This is a genomic window from Bacillota bacterium, assembly GCA_012839765.1.
Lineage (GTDB): Bacteria > Bacillota > Limnochordia > DUMW01 > DUMW01 > DUMW01.
Map to the genome: position 1 here is coordinate 18,083 of DUMW01000088.1, position 23,008 is coordinate 41,090.

Annotated in this window: 25 protein-coding genes; 18 read left to right on the forward strand and 7 right to left on the reverse strand. The window is 55.4% G+C overall.

The genetic code is table 11. The features are described 5' to 3' along the window. Nucleotides 1-58 precede the first annotated feature (58 nt). On the forward strand, nt 59-1,429 hold the full coding sequence (scfB, locus tag GXX57_08740) for a thioether cross-link-forming SCIFF peptide maturase (GenBank protein HHV44730.1): 1,371 nt from the start codon (nt 59-61) through the stop codon (nt 1,427-1,429). 48 nt (nt 1,430-1,477) lie between these two features. Here scfB and groL read toward each other — a convergent pair whose 3' ends face one another. The 3 genes from groL to GXX57_08755 all read right to left on the reverse strand — a co-directional run bounded on the left by groL (nt 1,478) and on the right by GXX57_08755 (nt 4,617). Next, the gene (gene groL / locus GXX57_08745; GenBank protein ID HHV44731.1) at nt 1,478-3,085 is read right to left on the reverse strand and encodes a chaperonin GroEL; all 1,608 of its coding nucleotides are present in this window, start codon (nt 3,083-3,085) and stop codon (nt 1,478-1,480) included. A 32-nt stretch (nt 3,086-3,117) separates the two neighbouring features. Continuing rightward, the gene (locus GXX57_08750) at nt 3,118-3,405 is read right to left on the reverse strand and encodes a co-chaperone GroES (GenBank protein HHV44732.1); all 288 of its coding nucleotides are present in this window, start codon (nt 3,403-3,405) and stop codon (nt 3,118-3,120) included. Between the two features lie 126 nt (nt 3,406-3,531). Further along, nucleotides 3,532-4,617 (reverse strand): geranylgeranyl reductase family protein, encoded by a 1,086-nt coding sequence (locus tag GXX57_08755; protein HHV44733.1) that lies wholly within the window; start codon nt 4,615-4,617, stop codon nt 3,532-3,534. 248 nt (nt 4,618-4,865) lie between these two features. Here GXX57_08755 and GXX57_08760 point away from each other — a divergent pair, with 248 nt between their 5' ends. Further along, nucleotides 4,866-5,177, forward strand: a complete 312-nt coding sequence (locus tag GXX57_08760; GenBank protein HHV44734.1) for a carbohydrate-binding protein — start codon at nt 4,866-4,868, stop codon at nt 5,175-5,177. A gap of 66 nt (nt 5,178-5,243) precedes the next feature. Here the strand turns inward: GXX57_08760 and GXX57_08765 are convergent, their stop codons facing one another. From GXX57_08765 to GXX57_08775, 3 genes are all read right to left on the reverse strand, one after another. Further along, a complete protein-coding gene (locus tag GXX57_08765; protein HHV44735.1) occupies nt 5,244-5,768 on the reverse strand; it encodes an AbrB/MazE/SpoVT family DNA-binding domain-containing protein in 525 nt (174 codons plus the stop codon). 2 nt (nt 5,769-5,770) lie between these two features. Beyond that, nucleotides 5,771-5,935 carry a hypothetical protein gene (locus tag GXX57_08770; GenBank protein HHV44736.1) on the reverse strand — a complete coding sequence of 55 codons (165 nt, stop codon included), beginning with the start codon at nt 5,933-5,935 and terminating at the stop codon, nt 5,771-5,773. 219 nt (nt 5,936-6,154) lie between these two features. Beyond that, nucleotides 6,155-6,346 carry a 50S ribosomal protein L28 gene (locus GXX57_08775; protein ID HHV44737.1) on the reverse strand — a complete coding sequence of 64 codons (192 nt, stop codon included), beginning with the start codon at nt 6,344-6,346 and terminating at the stop codon, nt 6,155-6,157. Between the two features lie 403 nt (nt 6,347-6,749). Here GXX57_08775 and brxF point away from each other — a divergent pair, with 403 nt between their 5' ends. The 9 genes from brxF (at nt 6,750) to GXX57_08820 (ending at nt 14,615) form a co-directional block, all read left to right on the forward strand. Beyond that, complete coding sequence (gene brxF / locus GXX57_08780) at nt 6,750-7,226, forward strand: BREX-3 system P-loop-containing protein BrxF (protein ID HHV44738.1); 477 nt, start codon at nt 6,750-6,752, stop codon at nt 7,224-7,226. 406 nt (nt 7,227-7,632) lie between these two features. Next, nucleotides 7,633-9,573, forward strand: a complete 1,941-nt coding sequence (locus GXX57_08785; GenBank protein ID HHV44739.1) for a DNA methylase — start codon at nt 7,633-7,635, stop codon at nt 9,571-9,573. 104 nt (nt 9,574-9,677) lie between these two features. Further along, complete coding sequence (locus GXX57_08790) at nt 9,678-9,878, forward strand: DUF1858 domain-containing protein (GenBank protein HHV44740.1); 201 nt, start codon at nt 9,678-9,680, stop codon at nt 9,876-9,878. 22 nt (nt 9,879-9,900) lie between these two features. Further along, complete coding sequence (locus GXX57_08795) at nt 9,901-10,272, forward strand: Asp23/Gls24 family envelope stress response protein (GenBank protein HHV44741.1); 372 nt, start codon at nt 9,901-9,903, stop codon at nt 10,270-10,272. A 31-nt stretch (nt 10,273-10,303) separates the two neighbouring features. Further along, the gene (locus GXX57_08800; protein HHV44742.1) at nt 10,304-11,932 is read left to right on the forward strand and encodes a DAK2 domain-containing protein; all 1,629 of its coding nucleotides are present in this window, start codon (nt 10,304-10,306) and stop codon (nt 11,930-11,932) included. A 20-nt stretch (nt 11,933-11,952) separates the two neighbouring features. Further along, nucleotides 11,953-12,810 (forward strand): DegV family protein, encoded by an 858-nt coding sequence (locus GXX57_08805; protein ID HHV44743.1) that lies wholly within the window; start codon nt 11,953-11,955, stop codon nt 12,808-12,810. 253 nt (nt 12,811-13,063) lie between these two features. Further along, entirely contained in the window at nt 13,064-13,615 is a 552-nt protein-coding gene (rsmD, locus tag GXX57_08810) for a 16S rRNA (guanine(966)-N(2))-methyltransferase RsmD (protein HHV44744.1), read from the forward strand. Beyond that, the gene (gene coaD, locus GXX57_08815; GenBank protein ID HHV44745.1) at nt 13,609-14,121 is read left to right on the forward strand and encodes a pantetheine-phosphate adenylyltransferase; all 513 of its coding nucleotides are present in this window, start codon (nt 13,609-13,611) and stop codon (nt 14,119-14,121) included. The genes rsmD and coaD overlap by 7 nt, the downstream gene beginning before the upstream one ends. Beyond that, complete coding sequence (locus GXX57_08820) at nt 14,118-14,615, forward strand: hypothetical protein (GenBank protein ID HHV44746.1); 498 nt, start codon at nt 14,118-14,120, stop codon at nt 14,613-14,615. The genes coaD and GXX57_08820 overlap by 4 nt, the downstream gene beginning before the upstream one ends. Here GXX57_08820 and ylbJ read toward each other — a convergent pair. Next, the gene (gene ylbJ, locus GXX57_08825; protein HHV44747.1) at nt 14,605-15,849 is read right to left on the reverse strand and encodes a sporulation integral membrane protein YlbJ; all 1,245 of its coding nucleotides are present in this window, start codon (nt 15,847-15,849) and stop codon (nt 14,605-14,607) included. The two genes, GXX57_08820 and ylbJ, sit on opposite strands and share 11 nt — an antisense overlap. Nucleotides 15,850-16,004: 155 nt before the next feature. Between ylbJ and GXX57_08830 the strand changes: the two genes are divergently transcribed. The 7 genes from GXX57_08830 (at nt 16,005) to GXX57_08860 (ending at nt 22,934) form a co-directional block, all read left to right on the forward strand. After that, entirely contained in the window at nt 16,005-16,793 is a 789-nt protein-coding gene (locus tag GXX57_08830) for a patatin family protein (protein HHV44748.1), read from the forward strand. 10 nt (nt 16,794-16,803) lie between these two features. Beyond that, a complete protein-coding gene (locus GXX57_08835; protein ID HHV44749.1) occupies nt 16,804-17,643 on the forward strand; it encodes a LysM peptidoglycan-binding domain-containing protein in 840 nt (279 codons plus the stop codon). A 460-nt stretch (nt 17,644-18,103) separates the two neighbouring features. Beyond that, nucleotides 18,104-18,643 carry a hypothetical protein gene (locus GXX57_08840; GenBank protein HHV44750.1) on the forward strand — a complete coding sequence of 180 codons (540 nt, stop codon included), beginning with the start codon at nt 18,104-18,106 and terminating at the stop codon, nt 18,641-18,643. A gap of 132 nt (nt 18,644-18,775) precedes the next feature. Continuing rightward, nucleotides 18,776-20,008 carry an extracellular solute-binding protein gene (locus tag GXX57_08845; protein HHV44751.1) on the forward strand — a complete coding sequence of 411 codons (1,233 nt, stop codon included), beginning with the start codon at nt 18,776-18,778 and terminating at the stop codon, nt 20,006-20,008. Between the two features lie 38 nt (nt 20,009-20,046). Continuing rightward, complete coding sequence (locus GXX57_08850) at nt 20,047-20,412, forward strand: hypothetical protein (GenBank protein HHV44752.1); 366 nt, start codon at nt 20,047-20,049, stop codon at nt 20,410-20,412. Between the two features lie 56 nt (nt 20,413-20,468). Then, nucleotides 20,469-20,627, forward strand: a complete 159-nt coding sequence (locus tag GXX57_08855) for a hypothetical protein (GenBank protein HHV44753.1) — start codon at nt 20,469-20,471, stop codon at nt 20,625-20,627. Between the two features lie 132 nt (nt 20,628-20,759). Continuing rightward, the gene (locus GXX57_08860) at nt 20,760-22,934 is read left to right on the forward strand and encodes a hypothetical protein (GenBank protein HHV44754.1); all 2,175 of its coding nucleotides are present in this window, start codon (nt 20,760-20,762) and stop codon (nt 22,932-22,934) included. Nucleotides 22,935-23,008: the final 74 nt, after the last annotated feature.

The following is a 23,008-nucleotide window of genomic DNA, read 5'->3' on the forward strand; positions in this document are numbered from 1 at the left end:
TCTTACGAAGAAGAGGGATTGACCCTCTTTTTTTTATGCCAAATTGGGAGGAAGTACGATGAGAAATGTCCACCTGTTTCAATTGGGGGCCGGTCAGTTTAAACGGCAAGTGGCCGTAGATGGTACCACCGGGGCCATCCATCTGCTAGATGAAAAGGCCTACGCCTTGGCTCAGGATTGGCTGCAAGGGAAGCCCTTGCCCGACTCCCCCGCAGGCAGGGAATTGCAGACCCTTGTGGCCGAAGGGGTGCTGGGTGCACCGGTGGACCCCGTGGACACAAGATTGCAGCAGCTTTTGACCACACAGGCCCAGGGCGGGATCAAGGCCTTGTGTTTGAATGTGGCCCACGATTGTAACTTGGCGTGCCGCTATTGTTTTGCCAATCGGGGCCATCTTACCCCTGGTAAGCGCCTGATGGATGAAAGGACCGCCCAGGAGGCGGTGGAGTTTCTCCTGGCCCACAGCAAAGACCGGAACCCGGTGGAGGTGGATTTCTTCGGGGGTGAGCCCTTACTCAACTGGGATGTGGTGGCGAAGACCATCCTCTTCGGGGAAAGGGCCGCCGCAAAGGCCGGGAAAGAGCTCTTGTTTACCTTGACCACCAATGGCTGGGATCTGGATGCGGAACGTATTGCCTTCCTAAAGGATCATCGGGTGGCCTTAGTGTTGAGTCTTGACGGGCGGAGGGAAGTGAACGACCGGATGCGGCGCCGGGGCCAGGAGTCGGTCTATGACCGGGTGGTGCCGCGGTTTAGGCAGTTGGCCGCGGCGGTGGGGGAAGAGAACTACTATCTGCGGGGTACCTATACGGCACAGAACCTGGATTTTCTCGAAGACGTCAAACATTTGCTGGAGCTTGGCTTTCGGAACCTCTCCCTGGAGCCGGTGGTGTTGCCCGAGGACCATCCGGTGGCCTTAACCGAAGAACACCTGGCCCAGGTGCGGGATGAGTACCAACGGCTGGCAGAACACTATCTGGAACACGCGCTCAAAGGCGAGCCTTACCGCTTTTTCCACTTTGAGCTGGATCTGGAGGGGGGAAGCTGCGTGAGCAAGCGGGTGAGCGGTTGTGCCGCGGGCACCGAATATTTTGCTGTAGCGCCCGCAGGAGAGCTTTACCCCTGTCACCAATTGGTGGGCCAGCGGGAATTCCTCCTGGGCAGTGTGACCCAAGGGATTACCCGGCCCGATATCGGAGGATCGATGGCGGCCTGCAACATTCTTACCAAGGAAGAATGCAAGCAGTGTTGGGCCCGGTTCTATTGCGGCGGTGGCTGTCATGCTAGCGCGTGGAATTATAACAGGAATTTGGAACGGCCCCATGGATTGAGCTGTAAGCTACAGCAGCTGCGGCTGGAATATGCCATCTATGTACAGGCCATCTTGGCCGAGGCGGGGATTGTCGGTCACGGAGACCGATTCCGTTAAAAAGAAGGGCATAGGCGAAAGCCTATGCCCTTCATCGATCCCCGGGGTTTAGTAGTCCATCTCCGGGGTGCTATTGTTCTTCTCCTTCTCAGGGATGTCAGAGACCAAAGCCTCGGTGGTTAGTACCATGCTGGCGATGGACGCCGCATTCTGCAGAGCGCTCCGGGTTACCTTCACCGGATCGACGATACCCGCCTTCATGAGATCCTCATAGGTCTCCTTTAAAGCATTGAACCCAATGTTGCCCTGGGCCTTCTTCACTTCCTCCACCACTAAGGAGCCTTCGAGGCCGGCATTGGTGGCAATCATGCGCAAAGGTTCGGTCAGGGCCTTCTTCACGATGTTGGCGCCAACCAGCTCATCTCCGGACAGCTGCAAGGTGTCGATGACGTCCATAGCCCGGATGAGGGCAGTGCCTCCACCTGCGACGATTCCTTCTTCTACCGCCGCGCGGGTCGCGTTGACCGCGTCCTCGATCCGATGCTTCTTCTCCTTCAGCTCAGTTTCGGTGGCCGCACCCACGTTGATTACCGCCACACCACCGGCCAGCTTGGCCAGGCGCTCCTGGAGCTTCTCCCGATCGTAGTCGGAGTCGGTTTCCTCAATCTGCCGCTTGATCTGCTCGATCCGGCCGGCTACGGCTTCGCTGGAACCCTTACCTTCCACGATGGTGGTGTTTTCCTTCTCCACGACTACCCGACGGCACTGGCCCAGCATGTCGAGGGTGACATTCTCCAGCTTGGTGCCGAGATCCTCGGAGATGAAGACGCCGCCGGTCAGGATGGCGATGTCTTCCATCATGGCTTTGCGCCGATCACCGAAGCCCGGAGCCTTCACCGCGCAGACGTTGAGGGTACCCCGGAGCTTGTTGACCACTAGGGTAGCCAAGGCTTCCCCTTCCACGTCCTCGGCAATGATGAGCAACGGACGGCCCGCCTGGACCACTTTCTCCAGTACCGGCAACAGTTCGGTGACATTGGAGATCTTCTTCTCAAACAGGAGGATATAGGGTTCCTCCAAGACCGCTTCCATGGCCTCAGTGTTGGTGACGAAGTAGGGGGAGATATATCCCTTGTCGAACTCCATACCTTCGACGAATTCCACGGTGGTCTCGGTGCCCTTGGCCTCTTCCACGGTGATGACGCCGTCTTTGCCCACCTTGTCCATGGCCTCGGCAATCAGTTTTCCGATTTCAGGATCGTTACCCGAGATACCAGCCACATGCTCGATATCCTGCTTGGTCTCCACGGCCACCGCGGCTTTCCTCATCTGGTCCACCACAGCCTCCACGGCCTTGTCGATACCCCGCTTGATCTCAATGGGGTTCGCACCGGCAGCCACGTTCTTCAGACCTTCCAGGACCATGGCCTGGGCCAATACCGTCGCGGTGGTGGTACCGTCGCCGGCCACATCATTGGTCTTGGAAGCCACTTCTTTACAGAGCTGGGCACCCATGTTGGCGTAGGGATCCTTCAGTTCGATTTCCTTCGCGACGGTCACGCCATCCTTGGTGATCAGGGGAGTGCTGTACTTCTTGTCGATGACTACGTTCCGTCCCTTGGGACCGAGGGTAACCTTCACCGCGTTGGCGACAGCATTTACTCCCTCCTCCAAAGCTTTGCGTGCCTCTATGTTAAAAGCCAGTTGCTTTGCCATCAATTCCGACCTCCCTTTTAGCCTTCACATCATTAGTTAGTCTTTACTGCCAGGATGTCACTTTCCTTAAGGATGAGGTATTCCTCACCGTCGATCTTTACCTCAGTTCCGCCGTACTTGGCGTAGATAACGACGTCGTTCACCTTGACGTCAATGGGGATCACTTTGCCGGAATCGGTTACGCGTCCGGGTCCAACGGCGATAACCGTTCCCTGTTGGGGCTTTTCCTTAGCCGTATCGGGAATGACAATGCCGCCTACAGTCTTCTCTTCTTGCTCTAGGGGTTTCACAACCACCCTGTCGGCTAAAGGTTTGATCATGAAGTTCCCTCCTTAAGTGATGTGGATCATACGCCGATGATTATTAGCACTCACGGCCTGTGAGTGCTACCAAGTTTAATATAACCAATTTTCCCAGAATGTCAAGGGGTTAACAGCCAAAAACTCCTATGGAGTCAAGCATTGACATCCCGGGTAGGGCCTGCGGCCCCCAATGATGCTGAAGTAATAATCGACTATCACGGGAAATCTGGTACAGAGGGCATAGGTAAACTGCGGCCGCCAGTGGATGAGCTTCGACAGCACCTCCGCAGACCGCAGGATCCTCCGTACCACCCCGGCCATCTTCCGTTGGTAATCCCCGAAGGAGAAGTCGCCGTCTTCATTGGCCCGCACCACCGCTTCACCCGCGGCCTTTCCGCTGTAGATCCCGTAGAGGATGCCCTCTCCCGACAAGGGATCGGCCAACTGTCCTGCATCACCGACCAACAGCACCCGCCCATGGACGAGCGGTGCTTGTCCGGTGTGGCCCACTAAAGGATGGGCCCACAATTTCAACGGAGCGGGTCGAATACCTAGAAGTTCTAAAAACCGGTCGAAGGACGGCCGCACCTGGGCTTTATATTTAGGGTCCATGGTACCGGCCCCACAGGAAATGTATTCCCTCTTCGGAAAGCACCAGGCGTAGCCACCGGGCGGATGGCCGAACCAGACGATGGGGCGGGCGGCCAGTGAACGGTATTGGGGTTCCAAGGGGATTTCCGCATGAATACTGATTCCTGGGGGTTTCAATTGAAAAACTCGGCGACTGAGACCCTGCCCCCCATCCGCGGCGATCACCACCTTAGCGGTGAAGGTGCCTGCCGAGGTGTAGACCCGCACTCCCGCGGGCTCCTGCTCCCAATGGGTGGCCCGGGTCTCCTCCAGGATGGTGGCCCCCGCTTCCTGGGCTTTTCGCGCCAAAAAGGCATCGAATTGGTCCCGCATCACCAAAGAGGCCACTGGCTGATCCCAACTGCGGATGAGCCGCTGATCCTGATGTCGCAGATCGACACTGGTGATCTCATGGCAGATGAGGTGTGTGATATCCAGATCCAGTAGTTTGTGGGCGGCCCCGGAGATGGCCCCGGCACAGGGCTTGTACCGGCCGATGGACTGCTTCTCCAACCCCAGGACTTTCAGTCCCGCCTGGGCCATGGTGCGCAGTGCCGTGCTACCCGCTGGACCACATCCAATAACAATTGCATCATACACTCTCCGCTGGTTTTCCTCTCCCTAGGGAGGAAAGACCCTGCCTCCTTTCATTATGTTCAGCACCACCCACGGGACACCCATTACCCAGATAGTATCCCCGTTGGTGGAAAATCTATGTTTCTACAAATAATTATACCCTAACATTGTCTGGTCAGGAGGATTCGCACTCGGTGCCCAGGACCTAAGGGTCATAAATCCCCCTTTGGGGGGCAGATTAAGAAGGCACACTAATATAAGGAGGTCTATCGATGCACTACGGCGATGTGTTCATTGACGGTAGGATCGCGATCAGCCCCTTGCCTGTGTCCTCGGGAAAGCGGGCCAAGATTAAGTACAAGGGTCTTTTGGCCACCTCTGGCGCCACGGAACTGTACATGCACTGTGGCTATGGTTCCGATTGGTACCACCCGATGGAGATACCCATGGAACGAGTGGGTGAGCAGGTCTGGGAGGGCCAAGTGGAGATCCGTGGTGGTGACGTCCTTAATGTGTGCTTCCGGGACAGTGCCCAAAACTGGGATAACAACCATGGGCTAAACTGGTCCCTACCCATTTCCTAGATGGCGATGGGTTCTTGGCAGTTGGCATCCTGGGGGTGCCAACTGCCGGTCAGTGTAGTAATCCGTTTAACCCAGTTGCTTGGAGAGGAAGTCCGCCGCTGTCTCACAAAGCTTTTGCTCTAAGGAAGAAACCTCCTTGTCCTCGGACAATAGCATCACAGCACCTACCAGGTCCCCGCCGTGGATAATCGGGGCGATGACCACATGGGGGACGCTGTAGTCGTCGACAATGGGAAAGTCCGCGTCGTTGGTGACCAAAGTCCGGCGTTCTTCGATCAGTCTTTCCACATCGGAACTGAGGCTTTTGCCCATAAACTGCTTCTTGGAACCGCCCGCCACCGCGATGACTTCGTCACGGTCAGCGATCATGGTCAACAGACCTGTGGACTCAAAGAGGGAATCGGCATATTCCTGGGCAAACTCGTCCAGATCCGCGATGGGTGAATACTTCTTGAAGATGATTTCTCCCTCGCGGTCGGTGAAGATCTCCAGGGCGTCGTTTTCTCGGATCCGCAAGGTCCTGCGGATTTCCATCGGGATTACGATCCGACCCAGACTGTCAATGCGTCGTACAATACCCGTTGCTTTCATGTCTATGTCCTCGCTCCTTCTTGCCTAGATTGTTGGACCGCCAACAGGATGATGGCATCGTCCTGGGATCGGTCAAGTTGCTTATTTAATTGTGCTTCCAGCTGAGCTAGCTGGTTGACTTGTTCTGGGCTCAGTTTGGCAAACTCAAATCCATTTGGTTTTTCCATCTTCATCACCCCGCTTAGGTAGTTATAGTTTTTCACATTGTGCCCGGTATATTCACTCTTCACTAAAGCTGGCTTGACTTTCTTCCTGGTAATTGCCCCAGGGTTAGGATTCCTGCACAGGGTTGGGAATAAACAGGGGATTGGGCAAGGGGGAGGAGGACATAAAAAAAGAGGCTACTGGTTTTTCCAATAGCCCCAGAGTGCCTGCAATGGACAAACCTACAGTGCACGTTCAATACGATCGCTTTTGATGCAGGTGGTGCAGACGTATTTCCGCACAGGGCGACCTTCGGCCATGATTCTAATCCGTTGCAGGTTGGCCTTGACCTTCCGTTTGGTCTTCACGTTGGAATGGCTGACATTAAAGCCACTGGTCGTGCCCTTACCGCATACATAACAATTTCGGCCCATGTTCTCACTCCCTTTGGCTCCGCCGTACGTCACAAAAAATACAAACAGATCTTATCACAGGGGCTTTCCTTTGACAAGGGCAAAGCATTGGTTCCGGGGAAAACTTTACGATAATCCCCTCCCTTAGCAAAGGGAAGCCCCCTTGCCATTCTTAGGGAGCCAGCCGGCTTAGTTCCCTTTTTACATCTATTTGAAAGCTTCTCCCTTTGCACCTGCCGGCTTTCCACCGGGCCTTGGGAGACTGGTTAAATCTGGTGACAATATACGGGGCTGCTATCCCCTAAATCTCGTTGACGAACCCCTTTTCATCTGGTAGACTTTGGGTTGAATTCCTGGGAGTTCAGTGGGTTTACAGGTTCAACCGACGCCGCCATCATTCAGAAAACTTATGGGGGAAAGGATTATGCTGGGAACCATTACAGAACAGGTAATGGCGAAAATCCATGAGACCAGTGCAGCCGATTGTCGACTTGTCTTGTTGGTAGGACCCGATGATGCTGCGAACACGAAGGTTTTGAAGGCGATCAAAGAGAAGACTAATGCACCGTTGGTCAATGTCAGTGAGGAATTAAGTGAAAGACTATTGGGTTTTGGTGAACGTCAAAGGATCGCTTATGTCCCCCGTTTTCTCGACGATATCCTCAGTCGGTTAGACAGTGATTTGATCCTCTTGGATCAGACCCATATCCTCTTTGACGCTTTTCTGCGGCAGGATCCTGTGGGTTTGTTCCAGAAGGTGGCGAAAACCTGGCAGGTGGTGGCCACTTGGCCCGGTGTAATCCAGGAGGGTTACCTCACCTATTCCACCCCGGGAAATCTGGATTACCGGAGTTACCCCTTGGATGATTTGGTCTACGTGGAAATGGTGCAGGAGAAATAGCATAGGGTAGAAGATCCAATGGTTAAAGAGGGCTGCAGTGGACAAGCCCTCTTTTTTTACTGCGTCCGGTACAGAGACTATCTATGGGGCGAAAGCTCCTGCGGTAGCTCTTGGTTCACCGTGGGATTTGCAGGAAGTGACCTCCGGCGCGACGAACAGAGACTACACCGGGGGCTAGCCAACTGGTCAAACTGGTGAACCGTCGTATAGGGAAGGGCAATATTTGGGTAAGGGGAATTAGGGGCTTTCTCCCACGGCATTTTAAATACTTGGAGGCAGGATATTGATGTTTTCTTCTGATTCCGCAAATGGGTCAACGGATCCCAAAAAGAGGCTACAAAGTTACTTACAAGATTCCCTTTTCCGGCAACGGGAGGGGTTTCCCCATGGTTCTAGCGGGGATATCTTGGCCCTATCGGATCCGCCCCACTTTACCCTCTGTCCTAATCCCTTTTTGCAGGAGTTCTTGGCGGAACGTAGCAACGGGTTAGATTCCACCTACCACCGGCAGCCCTACCGAAAGAACGTCGCGGAGGGGAAGAACGACACCCTATACCGGGCCCACTCCTATCACACGAAGATCCCCTACAAAGCCATCATGCATTATATCCTCCACTATACAGAGCCAGGTGATGTGGTCCTGGATGGCTTTGCCGGTTCCGGGATGACGGGCCTTGCGGCCCAACTCTGTCAGGATGCCCGGGTGGTGGCCTCCCTGGGTTACCAGGTGGATGAAGAGGGAGCAATTCGTACCAAAGAAGGGGACTTTGTCTCCCAACTGGGGCCCCGCTGGGCGATACTAAACGATCTTTCCCCCGCGGCTACTTTTATTAGCTACCACTATAACCGCCCCGACCGGGATTTTGCTCCCCAGGCCCGGGAGCTCCTTCGGGAGGTGAAAGCCCAGGTGGGCTGGATGTACGAGACCCGGCACAGGGATGGCCAGACCAAGGGTTGGATCAATTACGTGATCTGGTCCGACGTGTTTACCTGTCCCGTCTGCAAGGAGGAGCTTGTTTTCTGGGAGGAGGCGGTGGATGCGAACAGCCGGCGGATTCTGCAGTCCTTCCCCTGTAAAGGGTGCGGCAGTTCTCTGTCGAAGCGGGCCCTAGTACCGGTGTTGGAAGAGAAATATGACGAAGCCTTAGGCCAGTACGTTACCCAGGCGAAGCAGGTGCCGGTCTTGATCAATTACAGTGTGCAAGGCCAGCGCTATGAGAAAGTACCCGATGCAGAGGATCTCCAGTTGCTCGGGGCCATTGAGGCTTGGGAGTGCCCCTACTGGTATCCCACGGATCCCTTACCCGCAGGGTACAGTACCCGCCAGCCCCAAAGGTCCCATGGTCTTACCCATATCCACCATTTTTACTACAAACGGGCCGTGGTGACCTTGGCGGCCTTTGCCCAGTTGGCCCGGGAAAAATGTATCGATGCCCTGTGGCTGATCACCGCGGTGGCCGAAGGGGCCTCCCGCCTGAACCGGGAACGGCCCTGGGGGATGCCCAGCAAACTCTCGGGCACTTTGTACGTTAGTTCCCTCACCAGGGAGATCAACGTCTTGGATTTCATCGAGCGCAAAATCCAGCGCTATCCCCAAAGTGGCCTCGACACCTCCCATGTCTTCTGTCAGTGTGGTTCCACGACGGATCTTGGCTTGCCAGACCTTTCGGTGGACTATATCTTCACCGATCCTCCCTTTGGGGGGAATATTATGTATTCGGAGCTCAATTTCCTCTGGGAGGCGTGGCTGCGGGTCTTTACCAATAATGGACCCGAGGCCATCGAAAACGCGATGCAAGGCAAGGGGCGAGAGGAATACCGGGATCTGATGACCCGGTGCTTTCGGGAATACTACCGGGTTTTGAAGCCGGGCCGGTGGATTACCATCGTCTTTCATAACTCGCACAACGAAGTGTGGCACGTCCTACAGCAAGCCCTTAAGGAGGCGGGGTTCATCATCGCAGATGTCAGTGTCCTGGACAAAAAACAGGGGAGCTTCAAGCAGGTGACCGGGGAGCGGGTCTTAAAGGAGAATTTGGTGGTCTCGGCTCAAAAACCCTGGGAGGGCGCCCTGTCCGCAAGGGAACTGGAACGGAAGGAAGCGCCCTGGGTGTGGCAGGTGGTAGATGCCTATCTTGCCCGGTTGCCGGTGTACAAGGAGGGTGAGCAGTTAGCCGATGATCCCCAGAGAAAACCCCAGCGAATATACGATCAACTGGTGGCCTATTGTCTGGAACGGAACATCATTGTGCCTATGTCGGTCCGGGAGTTCTATACGGGTTTGGAGGAGCGGTACTACCGGGAGAAAGATATGTATTTTCTTTCCTCCCCGGGGGAAGGGGCCTAGAATCCTTGAGGCTGTAGGGCTCCAGTACCTTTGCTTTACAACATCCCTTTGTGTGATAAAATAACTGTTAAGGGGCCGCTTTTTCTTTACTGGGGGTACCGACGATGCGTATAACCAAGGAAACCTCTATCTTTGATGCACTGCAGTCGCACCCGCAGGCCAGGGACGTCTTTGCGGAGTTCGGAATGGACTGTCTAGGTTGTATGGGAGTGGGGGAAAGTATAGAAAGCGGTGCGCGGATGCACGGTGTTGATGTTGATCTGTTAGTGGAACGTTTGAATCAGTTGCTACTTGACACCGAGTAACCTGCCTAGGAGGTATAAAACAGTGAATGCTTCTTTTAGCACAGGACTTGGCCAAGTGTATGTTAACGAACAAGTGATCAGGGCCGTCGCCGGAAGAGCGGCCACAGAATGCTATGGTATCGTGGGCATGTCTTCGAAGACTGTGCAGGATGGCATAGCGGAACTTTTGGGTTTCGAACAAGTGGACCGAGGAGTGGGCATCAAGGTCGACCAGGATCAAGTCACCGTTGATCTGCATATCATTGTGCAATATGGTGTTCGGATTTCCGAGGTGGCCAACAATGTACGCTCTAAGGTGAAGTATGCCATTGAAACCTTGCTAGGCCTTAAGGTTGCTTGTGTGAACATTCATGTGGAAGGTGTGCACGTGACCAAAGCGGAGACACTGGGCTAACACTTAAATAGGAACAAAGGAGAACAAGGTTGTGGAAGGGAAACTTACCGGTAAGCAGTTTCGCAAGCTGCTTTATGCGGCGATTCTTGCGCTTTCGGAACGGAAAGATGAAGTAGATGCGTTAAACGTGTTTCCTGTCCCCGACGGGGACACGGGCACTAACATGTTTTTGACCCTCTATGCCGCGGGTTTGGAAGTGGAAAAGGCCCGTACCGACGTCCTTTTCGAGGTGGCTCAGATTGCCGCCCGGGGAGCCCTGATGGGGGCGCGGGGTAACTCGGGAGTGATCCTCAGCCAGCTGATCCGGGGATTTGCCAATGGATTGGGCCGAAAGCTCGAGGCGGATTCCAACGATCTGGCCCTGGCTTTAATCTCTGCCTCCCGACAGGCTCAGCAAGCGGTGATGAAGCCGGTGGAAGGGACCATGTTGACCGTGGCCAGAACGATGGCCCAGGAGGCAAGGAAAGCCGCCAAGACCGGCAGTGTTTTTGAATTCCTGAAGGCTACCTGTCGCACTGCCGAAGAGGCCCTGGCTAAGACCCCCGAACAGTTGCCGGTGTTGAAACAGGCCGGCGTGGTGGACGCGGGGGGCGCGGGTTTGGTGGTGATTTGGCAGGGGGCTTTGTCTGCCTGGGATCGGGAGGATGACCTGGACTTGCGTAGTCTGGAGAATATGGCCCCCCGCAGTGAGCCCACCACGGCGGCACCGGGAGTGCCCGCGGTAAAAGAGGAAGAGATCTCCGGTGGCAAGTATTGTACAGAGTTGTTGCTTTTCGGCCAGGGGATGGACGAGAAGCGGGTTCGGAAGGTCCTTTCGGAATATGGTGACTCGGTTCTAGTGGTGGGTGATGGTAAGGCCTTGAAGATCCACATCCATACCGATTACCCCGGTAAGGTTTTAAACTACTGCGGTCTGTTGGGGGATATGCGTTCCATCAAGATCGACAACATGCTGGAGCAAAACCAACAGTTCGTCCATCAGGGCAACGGTGTCCTGCCCCAGAAACGTACCGGCGTGGTGGCGGTGGCGGTGGGCGAAGGTTTCGAGGAGCTGTTCCGCAGTCTGGGTGTGGACGTAATCGTCACCGGTGGTCAGACCATGAATCCCTCCACCGAGGATCTGGTGGAGGCGGTGAACCGGGTGGAGGCGGAATCGGTCATCATTCTTCCCAATAACAAGAACATCATTGCCACTGCCAAACAGGTGGTAGACCTGGTGGATAAGACGGTGAAGGTGGTACCCAGTCGCACTGTTCCCCAAGGTATCATAAGTATGGTTAATTTTGATCCGGCGGAGGATGTAAATCAGAACCTGCAGAACCTGGAGGCGGTGATCCCCGGGATCAAGAATGGAGAGGTTACCTACGCCATCCGCAGTCTAGAAGTGGACGGTTTCTCGGTGAAGGAGAATGATATCATCGGGCTATGGAATGGTAAACTCAGCGCCGTAAGCTCCGATGTTAACGAAACTCTGCTTAAGTTGGTGGAGCAGATGGTGGAGGAGGACGATGAGATCCTGAGCCTGTATTACGGCAGTGACGTCACCCAGGAGCAGGCGGAGGAGGCCTGTGCCCGGATCGAGGAGCTTTACCCGGATCTTGAAGTGGAATTATACTATGGAGGACAACCCCTGTATTATTACCTGCTTGCCATTGAGTAAGCCAAGAATGGAGGACGCCTATGGCCATCCGCATATTTACCGACAGTTCAGCGGATCTTCCCCGGGAACTAATGGAAAAGTACCAGATCGTCGCGGTACCCTTGAAGATCCGCTTTGGCGATGAGGAATATCGGGACGGGGTGGATCTAACGGTCCCGCAGTTTTACGAGAAGTTGTTGAGTAGTCCCGTGATGCCCTCCACATCCCAGCCTTCCCCGGGGGATTTCGTCGAGGCCTACACTGCCCACAGCGAGCCGGGGGACACTATTATCTCCATTCAGTTATCCAGTGAGCTGAGTGGTACCTACCAGTCGGCTAATCTTGCCGCGTCGATGGTGGAAGACCGGGAGGTCGTGGTGGTGGACGGCCGGCAGGCTTCCAGCGGCACTGGGATGCTGGTTTTGGCTGCGGCGGAAGCAGCGGCCCAGGGAAAGGGCAAAGACGAGATCGTGGAGATGGTCCAGCGGATCACCAACAACATGACAGTATATTTCATCGTGGGGACCTTGGAGTATCTTCACAAGAATGGGCGCATTGGGAAGGCGGCGAGCCTAGTGGGCAGCATGTTGAAGATTAAGCCCATTTTGCGCATCGCCGAAGGCATCGTGCAGCCCCACGCCAAGGCCCGGGGGACCAAGCGAGCCGTCAATCAGATGATCCAGGAAGTGGCTGGAGAAATGGCCCAGTTCCAGAAGGAACCGGTGGTCTTCGTGGTATACACCAACGATGAAAAGGGCGCCAAGGATTTGGCGGCCCAGTTGGTGGAGGAGACCCGTTGTCCTGAACCCACCATCTCCCAGGTGGGACCGGTTATCGGTAGTCATACGGGTCCCGATACCTTTGGGATCCTGGTTTACGATTCGGCGTTGTTGGATTAGGAAAATGAAAGCGGCGGAATGCATCCGCCGCTTGTGGGAGAGGAGAAACCGGAGGAAGGACTGTTGCCTATGAACAAAGGCAATGTACTTCCAATTCTGGGGAGGGTTTTGCCTCTTTCCATTTCATAGTCTGGTATGGTTATGCCCAGAATATACATGGTGGAACTTGGAAATTACCGGTAGCTTTGGCACTTGCGGGAACAGGAAGGGAGGGAAACCGAGCCGTGCCCGGCACGGACTTGGTATCCGTTTGTTGCGCATCATCGGAGGTTCACTGAAGGGCCGCACAGTCAAAAGCCCGAAGGGGACAGGCACCCGTCCCACCACGGATCGGGTGCGGGAAGCGATTTTCAACATCATCGCCCCCTATATCCCCGACTGTGTTTTTCTTGACCTTTTCGCCGGATCCGGGGCCATCGGGATCGAGGCCCTGAGTCGGGGGGCGAGGCAGGTGGTCTTCGTGGAGAAATCCCGGCGGGCGGCCTTGGGGATCAAAGGCAGCCTGGCGGAATTGGGGCTAGTGGCCCAGGCGGAAGTGATTACCGGTGATGTGTGGACCTGGATCCCGAAACTGGCGGGTTTTGACCTGGTTTTTGCCGATCCCCCCTTCGATCAGGGTCATGTGCCGCGGCTTTTGGAAGCGGTCCGGACCAGTGGGGTGTTAAAGCCCGGCGGTTTACTCGTCATTGAACATAGTCAAAGGGAGTCACCCGGCGGGGATCTGCCGGGTCTGGCCTTGTTCCGGCAGCGGAAGTATGGTTCCACTAAGGTGTCGGTGTTTGGAAAAGAGGAGAAGGAATCATGAGAGTGGCAATCTGTCCTGGGAGTTTTGACCCAGTAACCTATGGACACTTGGATGTAATTCGGCGGGCGACGAAGATCTTCGACCAAGTCTACGTAACGATCTTGAATAACCCGGCCAAGAGGACCCTTTTTACGGTGGAGGAACGATTGGAGTTTTTGCGTAGGGCGACAGCGGACTTGGGAAACATCACCTGCGAGTATTTCGATGGGCTGTTGGTGGACTATGCCCGCCAAAAGAATGCGGTGGCCATGGTGCGGGGACTGCGGGCCGTGTCGGATTTTGAAGCCGAGTTCAAGATGGCTTCGATGAATCGGAATCTCAATCCCGATGTGGAGACAGTCTTCATGATGACCAGTGGGGAATATGCCTTTTTGTCTTCCAGTATCGTGCGGGAAGTGGCTAGTTACGGCGGTGATGTAAGCAATTGGGTGCCCAGCTACGTGGCCGAGGCACTGAAGGTCAAGTTGCGCGAACGCAGACAAGAAGAGAGGGACCGCCAGTCATGAGTAAAATGGAGCTGTTCATCCTGTTGGATCGACTTGATAATCTCTGCAACAGCGCCCCCCGGGTACCGATGACCGATCGGGTGCTCATCGATTACAAGGAACTACGGGAACTGGTGGATGGCCTGCGGCTCAGTCTCCCGAAGGAGGTCAAACAGGTCCAGGAGATCGTCAAGTCGGGCAAAGAAGTGCACCAGCAGGTGCGCGCGGAGGCCGACGGGATTATCTCCAGGGCTAAACAGGAGGCCGAGCGCCTGGTTCAAGAAACCGAAGTGTACAAGCGGGCCCAGCAGGAGGCAGAGAAAACCCTCCGGGAAGCGAAGAAGAAGGCCGCGGAGATCTGTGCTGGGGCCGATGAGTATGCGGCGTCGATCCTGGCCAATCTGGCCGAGTCCCTGAACAAGACCATGGCCCAGCTGGAAAAGACCCTGGCCCAGGTGGAACGGGGTCAACAGGAATTGGCCAAGGCGAAGCAGCAGCAGCAGGTTAATCCCTAGGCATCCTAACCCGGAACCAGACGAAGGAGAACCCCTTTAACCCCAAAGCCAACAGGATTAATCCCAAGGGGATGAGGAGGAACCAACAGGCCTGACCCGTTGCGGTCAGCAGGCGGCTCAAGGGGTGGAGGGCAAAACTGGTATCCTGGGTGACGGTGGGTACCACCAACAACCTGCTGACCAGCGGAAGCCCCGGACCCAGTAAGAAGAGAGTGGTAATCACCGCCAGGATGCTGTGGATCCCCCGGGCGATCATGAAGGGATACAGGCGGACATCGGTCCCGTAGAGCATGCTGGCCACCTGGGCGTGGACCGAAAGACCACCCCAGGCAATGATGGCACTGATGGCCGTAATCCGCTCGATGAGGGAGGCGGCAGCTTGGCTTGCCATCCGGGAACCGATGGTCACCTCAAAGGTACCACTGACCAGGGCGGGAATAATGCTCTCGTTGAACCCGAGGGGGCGCAGGATAAAGGTTAAGATGGTGCCGAGAAGGTCCACCACTCCCATCAGGGAGAGGATCCGCAGGAGCACGGAGAAGATTACAATGCAACCGCCAACGAAAAAGGCCGAGGAGAAGGCGTCTTTGACAGCATCCCCCAAAAGTTGACCGAAGGACCGGCCATCCGCGGTCCTGGCCCGGTACAGTTCACGCAGGCCCCGGGCGAAGATGTTTTCTTTCCGTAGATTCTTAGGGGGCCTTTCATCCTTAGGACCATGAAAACGCATGATGAAGCCCACCATGATCATTGACAAGTAATGGGCAAGGAGCAGAATGATCCCCAATTGCGGCATACCCAACATGCCCACCGCGACGGCCCCGGTAACAAACAGGGGGGAGGCGGTATTGGAGATGGTTACCAACCGTTCTGCTTCCGCTTGGGAACAGAGGTTTTCCCGGCGGAGGCGGCCGGTGAGCTTAGCCCCGATGGGGTATCCCGAGGCTAGACCCATGGCCATGGCAAAACCTCCAGTGCCGGGGACGGCAAAGAGGGGCCGCATGAGGGGCTCCAACAAGACGCCCATGAAATGGACGACACCCAGTCCCATCAAGATCTCGGTCAAGGCAAAGAAGGGCAACAGGGCCGGCAGGACCACCGTGGCCCAAAGCTCTAATCCTGAAAAGGAAGCTTGGAAGGCAGCTTCCGGGTAGCGGATCACAAAGATGGTCAAGATGATCGCCACCAGCGCCATGCCATAGGCGGTCAGTTTTTTCCGACGCAATGATTTCATGGGGATTACTCCTTTTGGACAGCTTTACGATGCATCCCTTTGCTAGATAAATATTAGCCTGACGGTGGGTTTATGCATGGTCCTGGGGGGGCAAAAGCGGCCGGAAATGAAAAGCGAAGTTTTCTGATCCCACTTATTTTGGAGGCAGACGATCCATGGGCGGGCAACGCAAGAAGTTGGGTTTAGCTTTGGGTTCCGGCTCTTGCCGGGGGCTGGCTCATATCGGTGTACTGCAGGTTTTGGTGGAAAACCAGGTCCCCATTGACTATATCGCCGGTTGCAGCATGGGAGCGTTGGTGGGGGTCCTCCATGCTTCTACCTTAGATCCCCACCTACTGGCGAAGCTGGCCGACAGCTTGCGAATGGAGCATTTGTTGGACATGCGGGTGCCGCGGCAAGGGTTTATCCGGGGTGAGCGGATTCTGACTATGCTGCGCTTGTTGACCAAACAGAAGAAACTGGAGGAGCTGGAACTTCCCGTTTGGGTGGTGGCCACGGATATTCAGACCGGGGAGCTGGTGATCTTGAAAGAGGGCAGTGCCGCGGATGCGGTGCGGGCAAGTATCTCCATCCCTGGGATCTTCGTCCCCCATCGGGTGGGTGGTCGGCTTTTGGTGGATGGGGCAGTTCTGGAGCGATTGCCCTCCCAGATAGTCCGGGATATGGGGGCCGATGTGGTGGTGGCGGTCAACGTCAGTCCCACTTTCCACAGTGTCACCGCCCAGAACCCCACCCGCACCCTGGTGGATATTATCGCCCAGACTACGGAGATCATGGGAAAGGAATTGTTCAAGATGAAGATTAACCCTGCGGACCTGATCCTGTTGCCACCGGTTTGGGATATTGGTCCGGCGGAGTTAGAGCGGGCGGCGGAAGCCATTGACGCAGGACGTCAGGCTGCTCTGCAGGCCTTGCCCGCCATTAAAGAGCTATTGGCAACCTAGGAGGTAGGCAATGCGCAAATTAATATCGGTTATCCTCACCATCTTCCTGCTTTGCCCCGGGGGTGCTACCGGCAAAGCGGCGGGGGAGTACGCGGAAAATGTCTTGGTCCAGCATTGGTTGATCACCCTGGGCTATCTGGACGGCGTCCCCACGGGCACCATTGATGAGCGGACCACCCAGGCCATCGAAAGTTTCCAACAGGAGCGGGGGCTGCAGGTCAGCGGAGAGATTAATGAGCAAACCCGGTTTCTGCTACGAACCATGGCCACACCAGGTCAATCTATTATCCACCGGGTCAAGGAACGGGAGAGTATGTGGGATATTTCCCGGATGTATGGGATGACTGTTGCCGCCCTTGCGGAGATCAACGGGATCAAGAACCCATCTTTGATCCGTATCGGTCAGGAGTTGGTGATCCCCGCAAACATCCCGGTGGACTCCGACCAGATCCTCCTAGCTACCTTCGAGGAACTGGATTCTCTAATTCCCCACGGCAGCACCTTTGTGCTGGTGGATGCCCAAAGGGAACTGGCGGTGAACCTGGTGCGTTATCACGGGCATTTTCATATCGATGCGGAGCCTTTGACCGCGGAGGATACGGAAACCCTAAAGGACATCTACGACGGCAAATGGGAAGATTACCCCCGGCCCGGATGGTTGCTCATTGACGGCAAAAGATATGCCGTCGGATACTCGGGTTTTCCGCGGGGCAGCTTTTCCATCTATGACAATGGCTTTGCAGGCCACCTATGCATACACCCGCTGGGCGGCAAGTCCCACGCCACCGGTGCCATTGACCAAGGATTTCAACGGGCGGTGCTCAGGGCCTGTGGCTATGAAGTACCCTAACGAGGGATCATTCCCTTCGTTACCTCCATTCGACAGGGATGGAGGTTTTTCTTTGGTTTCACCTGGTTCTTCCCTTTCCAAAGATATCACGCAAAAAGACTGGACACGTCCCTGCGGAGCCACGTACTACGGATCTTTTGCCCCTCGCCTAAATTTTCTCAAGAAGATTTTCAATCATCGGCAGGAGTTCTCTCTTGGGTGGAGAATAGGGATCATACAATCAAAACGTTTTGATTTTGACCGGACAAGGAACGTTGGCATCGAAAAGGTGTACCGAGGATTTCTCCATGTGGGTGCCCCGGAGGACAGTCCCTGGGAAGGGGGGAGGGCCGCCAAAGGACCGCGGGTGTGGAAGAGGCATAGGACAGAGCGATGGCAGGGAAGAACTGGCTGAATGGGTCGAACAGGGTGAACAAAGGAAAGGGCAAAGCCTAGATATTCCTGGAAAGGGGACTAACTAATGAAGCGGGTAAGTCTTGTATTGGTGTGTTTGTTAGTGTTTTCCGGTCTTGCTGTCGCGGCGGAGGTCTCCCTGCTGTCCTTGGGGGACGCCCCAGGCCAGTGGGAGGTTTCCATTGGAAAAGGGGCCCTCGATGGTGCCATCAAGGCTATGGAGCAGGAAGGCGAGGCGGGGGTGGAAATGTTCTACAGCCATCCGGCACAGTCAGGCTTTGACTACATCGACTACAACTACATCCCGCAATCACCGTTGAATGTGCTACTGAAGACCATCAGGGTCAGGATCGATTTGCCCGCTGACCCGGATCAATACCTGGAGCTTTTCCTTTACGATGCTTCCGGTGGGGTCTGCTCCTTCACTTTCCCCACGGGCCAAGACAAGGTTGAAACCTTTACCCTGCGGAACTGGGACTTCCAGGTGTGGACCGGGGGCTTCAACTTCACCGAAGTGACCTTAATCCGTTTCCGAAGCATCGGTGATGCAGGTACAAAGGCCACCACCGGTCGTTATGTTCTTTACGAACTCGGCTTGGTGGACTGAGCAACGGGAAGTGGTGGGTGCGTAATACAGGCATCCCGAGACTGCGTCGTTTTTCTGAAAGACCGAAGAAACAGATACATACATCCGGGTGGGGTATGGTGGTTGACGCCTCACCCCTTGGGGGGGACTGGTTTGTTTACGCGGTTGTCTTGTGGGCTATTGCTTCTTTTGCTCCTTGCTCTGCCGGGTCTGACGTCCGCTTCGGAGTTGGTGACCATCATCTATATGGATCACCTGGTGCCGCAGCAAGCTAAGGCCCTGGAGCCTATATTTGAAAAGGCCCGGGCGGAGATCGGTGTGGACGTTCAGTTAATTTACACCAGCTATGGGGAGTTTTTAGACAAACTGGTGGCGATGGTGATCTCCGGTAACGCCCCGGATCTGATCAATGCCACCAACTCCAGTGTGTTTCTAGTGGAGGAGGGCATCCTCGGGGGGATGGATGAGTATCTCCAAACCGGGGAAATCACCCGGACCATTCATCCTCCTGCTTTGGAGGCCCTTACCTGGCGGGGTGAATTGTTCGGGATCCCCTTTGCGGTAAACACCTGGTTGCAGGGTTACAATCGCTTCATGTTCGATGATGCGGGCTTAACCTATCCGCCAGGGGAGTGGGATGCTTCCTATTGGACCTGGCAGGACTATTTTGACGTGGCCAAGAAGCTCACGCTGGATCTCAACAACGACGGTACCATCGATCAGTGGGGAGTGGCCATGCTGCCGGAGATGCATTGGTTGCCTTACTGGTGGGGGGATACCCTGCTGGAAGAAGGCGCAAAGACCCTTCGGGTCACTCCTGCGGTGGTGGAGGCCATTCAGTTCTTCGCCGATTACGGGCCCACCGTGATGAGCACCGGAAGCCTGGTGGGTGGTACTGCCGCCATGACAGGCTTTGGTTCCTGGGTAACCATCGATTACGCCAAACAATTGCCCGACTTTGATCTGGCCCCTAATCCCCGAGGAACCATCGCCTGGGCACCGGCCCATGTGGATGGGTTGACTATTCTGCGGCAAAGTGAGCAGAAGGAGGCCGCATGGCGGTTTATCACCTGGTTGGTGAACGATCCGGAAAATTTGAAAATGTACAACCTGGCCCGCCACGGCTACGGCACCTTGTCGGCTTACATGGGGGATCAATATCCCTTGGATTATGCCGCGGCCTATCCCGAGTTTCAGCTCCGGTGGCAGGTGCTTATGGATGCCACCATGTACTTGGGTAAAGATGTGGCCATGTATAATGCCAGTTGGCAGGAGATCAGCCCGATCCTGAGCTTTGCCTGGTCCCAAATCTTCGGTGGCCAAAGCTCAGCCGCCACCATGTTGGAACAGCTGCGGCCGAGCATGGATTTCTTGCTGCGACAGTGAAGGATAACTCGATAATCAAGAAAGGAAGCGGTGAAAACATGTACAAGGGAAAAGCTATTTACCAATTGACTTTCATCCTGTTGGGACTTTTGGTTGCCGCCTGTGTGCCCATTGGACTGGAGGACCAACCGGAGCGGTGGGCCCTTGTCATTGAGGACGGGCGGATTCCTTCCCTTTGGGAAGTGTCGGTGGCGGCAGGAGCCCTCGATGGCAGTGTGGAAGTATATTACGACGAGACCACCCAAAAGCACAGTCTTAAACTTAATTACCATCATTCCGAAGCCGCTGGTTTTAACTACATCGATTACACACGACCTGTGGATTTGGATCTGGAGAACAAGGAAATAGAGATGGTTGTCCATACTCCCCAAGATCCGAATGCCTATTTATCCTTTACGATCTAAACGACCGGCACGCGATCCGTGATTTGGAAGGAAACGGTCACTGGCAAACCATTCGGTTGGGCAACGGCGATGTCCAAGAGGTCGCGGTGGGCTTTGACTGGTCCCGGGTGAAACTGATCCGGTTCCGCTCCATCGGCGATGCAGGACAAGAGGCTACCCAGGGGGCGTATTTGGTAGACAGTATCATTGTGCTGGGCTCATTCCAAGAGAAGTAGGAGGTGTCCCGGAAGCAGGGTTGGTAGCCCGGCTTTTGTGGAGGCCCCAGAAACTGTTTTCCGGCCCAAGGGCGGTCGCTGGTCGACGGCCTTTGGGCCCACCATCACGGAAGAACGGAGAGGATGGGACCCATGGGTAGGTTTTCCACAGGAATCATAATGGTCTTGACCTTCGTCTTGAGCCTGGGCGCCGGAAGCGCCCATGGTCAGTTATTGGATCTGTTGCCCCCTTATCTTGGCGAACAAAGGGAAATCATCGATGATTTCACCGGTGATATGGACCGCTGGTCCCATTCCCCGAATGTCACCTTGCGTAAGACATTGCAAGAACGGCCGGGTGCCGTCTCTTTGCAGGTGGACTATCTGTTTACCCCCCAAGCCCGGGAGATGACCCTGGAGGTGGAACTGGACTCCCTAGTGGAGGCCTTCCACTGGCAGCGGCAAGATCTGGTGGTGAGTCCGGCAAGCTGGTCCGCCGGCGTGGGGGCCAAGGCCACCGGGGGAAGTGTCTCCTCCCATCTTTGGGGGGACCGGGAGGTAGCCTCCTTCAACTTTCAGCATTCCTCGAGCCAAAGCTTCGATTACATCGATTATTACGTCGAGCTTGCGCCCCAGGACTTTACCGACAAGCTCCTAGGTCTTAGTATCAATCGTCCGGCCACCGACGATGCCTATTTGGAGCTTTATCTGGTAGACAGTGGTAACCGCAAGGCTTCCTACACCTTTCCCAAAGGCTCTGGCGCCTGGGAAGAGGTGACCTTGGCCAACCGGGACTTTCATTGCTGGGACCCGGCCTTCGATTTTTCCCAAGTACGGCAGCTCATCTTCCGTTCCATCGGTGATATCAGTGCTCGGCCGGTGGAGGGGGCCTATCTTGTTGATGGGGTGTTCCTGAAGTGGACCGATGGGGATCTTATGGTGAACGTTGTGCCCCGGGGAGAACGGCTAAGGTTTTACCTGAAGGGGGACGGGTCCCACAATCTGCTGCGGGTGCTGTGCTATGACGTACTCCGACAGGCGTGGATCGAACAAGCCCGGATTCCCTTGGACTTTTCCGGTTGGAAGCATATCGAGATCCCCGCCAACAACCCCTTCTATTTCTATTACAACACCGTCTCGGCCTTGCGCTTTTCCATTAGCCAAAGGGGCGACGACCTCCTCCAGGCGGGACGGGTGATTATTGGGGACCTGATGTTTGTCAATTACGAACCGGTGGCTGTGCCCCTACCGGAGAAGACGGCTCCCCAGCCCGTCTTCCTTTCCTGGGGGACTCCCAACTTGACCCAGCTGGAAGTGGGAGCCAAGATAGGGGTCAATGCCCACTGTGTACCGATGCCCTTTACCGCTGGGAATGTCTATCAGACCGAAAGTGCTGTCCTGAATCTACTTCCCTTGTTGGAACGGTCCCACGGTCTTGGCTTGCTTACGGGACTTCACTTTTACAACAACCCGTCGGCCCTTTTTGCCCGCCGGTACCGGGACTGGTTCCCCCTCAACGGGGAAGGGGTTTCTTATTACGATTACTATCCCGGTGGGAGTTTTCTTTCCCTGTGGCATCCTGAGGTTCAGGAGCTTTGGAAGCAACATATCAAGGAAACCCTGGCCCAGCTGCGGGCTAACGGTGCCCTGGACCTCATTGATCTTGTCATGATCTCACCGGGGGAAGAGGGGCAGCTGGGTTACCAGTGGGATCATATATGGGCCTTCGATCCCTATGCCCAGGAGGCCTATCGGGAGTATCTTCGGACCTTCTATGATCATGACATAGACAGATTGAACGCGGATTGGGTCACGGACTACAGGGATTTCGACCACATCGTCCCACCCCAGGATTACTATCCAGACCGGGAACACTGGGTGTTTCAGGAGTTTTATCGGTACAGTATGCTTAAGTGGTGTGTTCAGCTGGCCTCCGCGGTCAAGGAGGTCTATGAGCCCCAGTACTGGTTGTTCCTTACCCACACCGCGGCAGGCTATCCCCAACGATATTTCGCCGGTCGCTACCCCCACTATTACGTGGAAAACCTCCGGCGCCTGGGGGTGCTAGACATCGCCAACATCTCGGCCCTGGACTGGCACGGTGTGGAGGATATCACCTACATCAAAAGCTTTGGTGTGTGTCCCGTGGCGGAGATTGATGTGCGGCCTACCCCGGAGCGGCTACAGTGGACCTTTGAACAGGCCCTAACCTACGGCTTCACCGGGGTCTATATCGGTATTCTAGAGAACCTAAGTGTCGGTACAGAACTTTCGGCGGTGGGCAAGATGTGTGAAACGCTCATTTTGGAGTATGCCCCCTCCTTCTAAAGCCAGGGAGTGGGGAAGTCTTCGGGGGTGAAACCGAAGCAGGTCTGCGGGGTCACCCCCGCAGGGATTTAGTG

Coding starts and splice junctions, on each gene's coding strand:
- GXX57_08760 (HHV44734.1), top strand. CDS start 4,866: ATGCACTACGGCGATGTGTTCATTGACGGTAGGATCGCGATCAGCCCC.
- GXX57_08765 (HHV44735.1), bottom strand. CDS start 5,768: ATGAAAGCAACGGGTATTGTACGACGCATTGACAGTCTGGGTCGGATC.
- GXX57_08770 (HHV44736.1), bottom strand. CDS start 5,935: ATGGAAAAACCAAATGGATTTGAGTTTGCCAAACTGAGCCCAGAACAA.
- GXX57_08775 (HHV44737.1), bottom strand. CDS start 6,346: ATGGGCCGAAATTGTTATGTATGCGGTAAGGGCACGACCAGTGGCTTT.
- scfB (HHV44730.1), top strand. CDS start 59: ATGAGAAATGTCCACCTGTTTCAATTGGGGGCCGGTCAGTTTAAACGG.
- GXX57_08840 (HHV44750.1), top strand. CDS start 18,104: ATGAAGCGGGTAAGTCTTGTATTGGTGTGTTTGTTAGTGTTTTCCGGT.
- GXX57_08790 (HHV44740.1), top strand. CDS start 9,678: ATGCGTATAACCAAGGAAACCTCTATCTTTGATGCACTGCAGTCGCAC.
- brxF (HHV44738.1), top strand. CDS start 6,750: ATGCTGGGAACCATTACAGAACAGGTAATGGCGAAAATCCATGAGACC.
- GXX57_08830 (HHV44748.1), top strand. CDS start 16,005: ATGGGCGGGCAACGCAAGAAGTTGGGTTTAGCTTTGGGTTCCGGCTCT.
- GXX57_08750 (HHV44732.1), bottom strand. CDS start 3,405: ATGATCAAACCTTTAGCCGACAGGGTGGTTGTGAAACCCCTAGAGCAA.
- GXX57_08860 (HHV44754.1), top strand. CDS start 20,760: ATGGGTAGGTTTTCCACAGGAATCATAATGGTCTTGACCTTCGTCTTG.
- GXX57_08820 (HHV44746.1), top strand. CDS start 14,118: ATGAGTAAAATGGAGCTGTTCATCCTGTTGGATCGACTTGATAATCTC.
- groL (HHV44731.1), bottom strand. CDS start 3,085: ATGGCAAAGCAACTGGCTTTTAACATAGAGGCACGCAAAGCTTTGGAG.
- GXX57_08805 (HHV44743.1), top strand. CDS start 11,953: ATGGCCATCCGCATATTTACCGACAGTTCAGCGGATCTTCCCCGGGAA.
- GXX57_08835 (HHV44749.1), top strand. CDS start 16,804: ATGCGCAAATTAATATCGGTTATCCTCACCATCTTCCTGCTTTGCCCC.
- ylbJ (HHV44747.1), bottom strand. CDS start 15,849: ATGAAATCATTGCGTCGGAAAAAACTGACCGCCTATGGCATGGCGCTG.
- GXX57_08850 (HHV44752.1), top strand. CDS start 20,047: ATGTACAAGGGAAAAGCTATTTACCAATTGACTTTCATCCTGTTGGGA.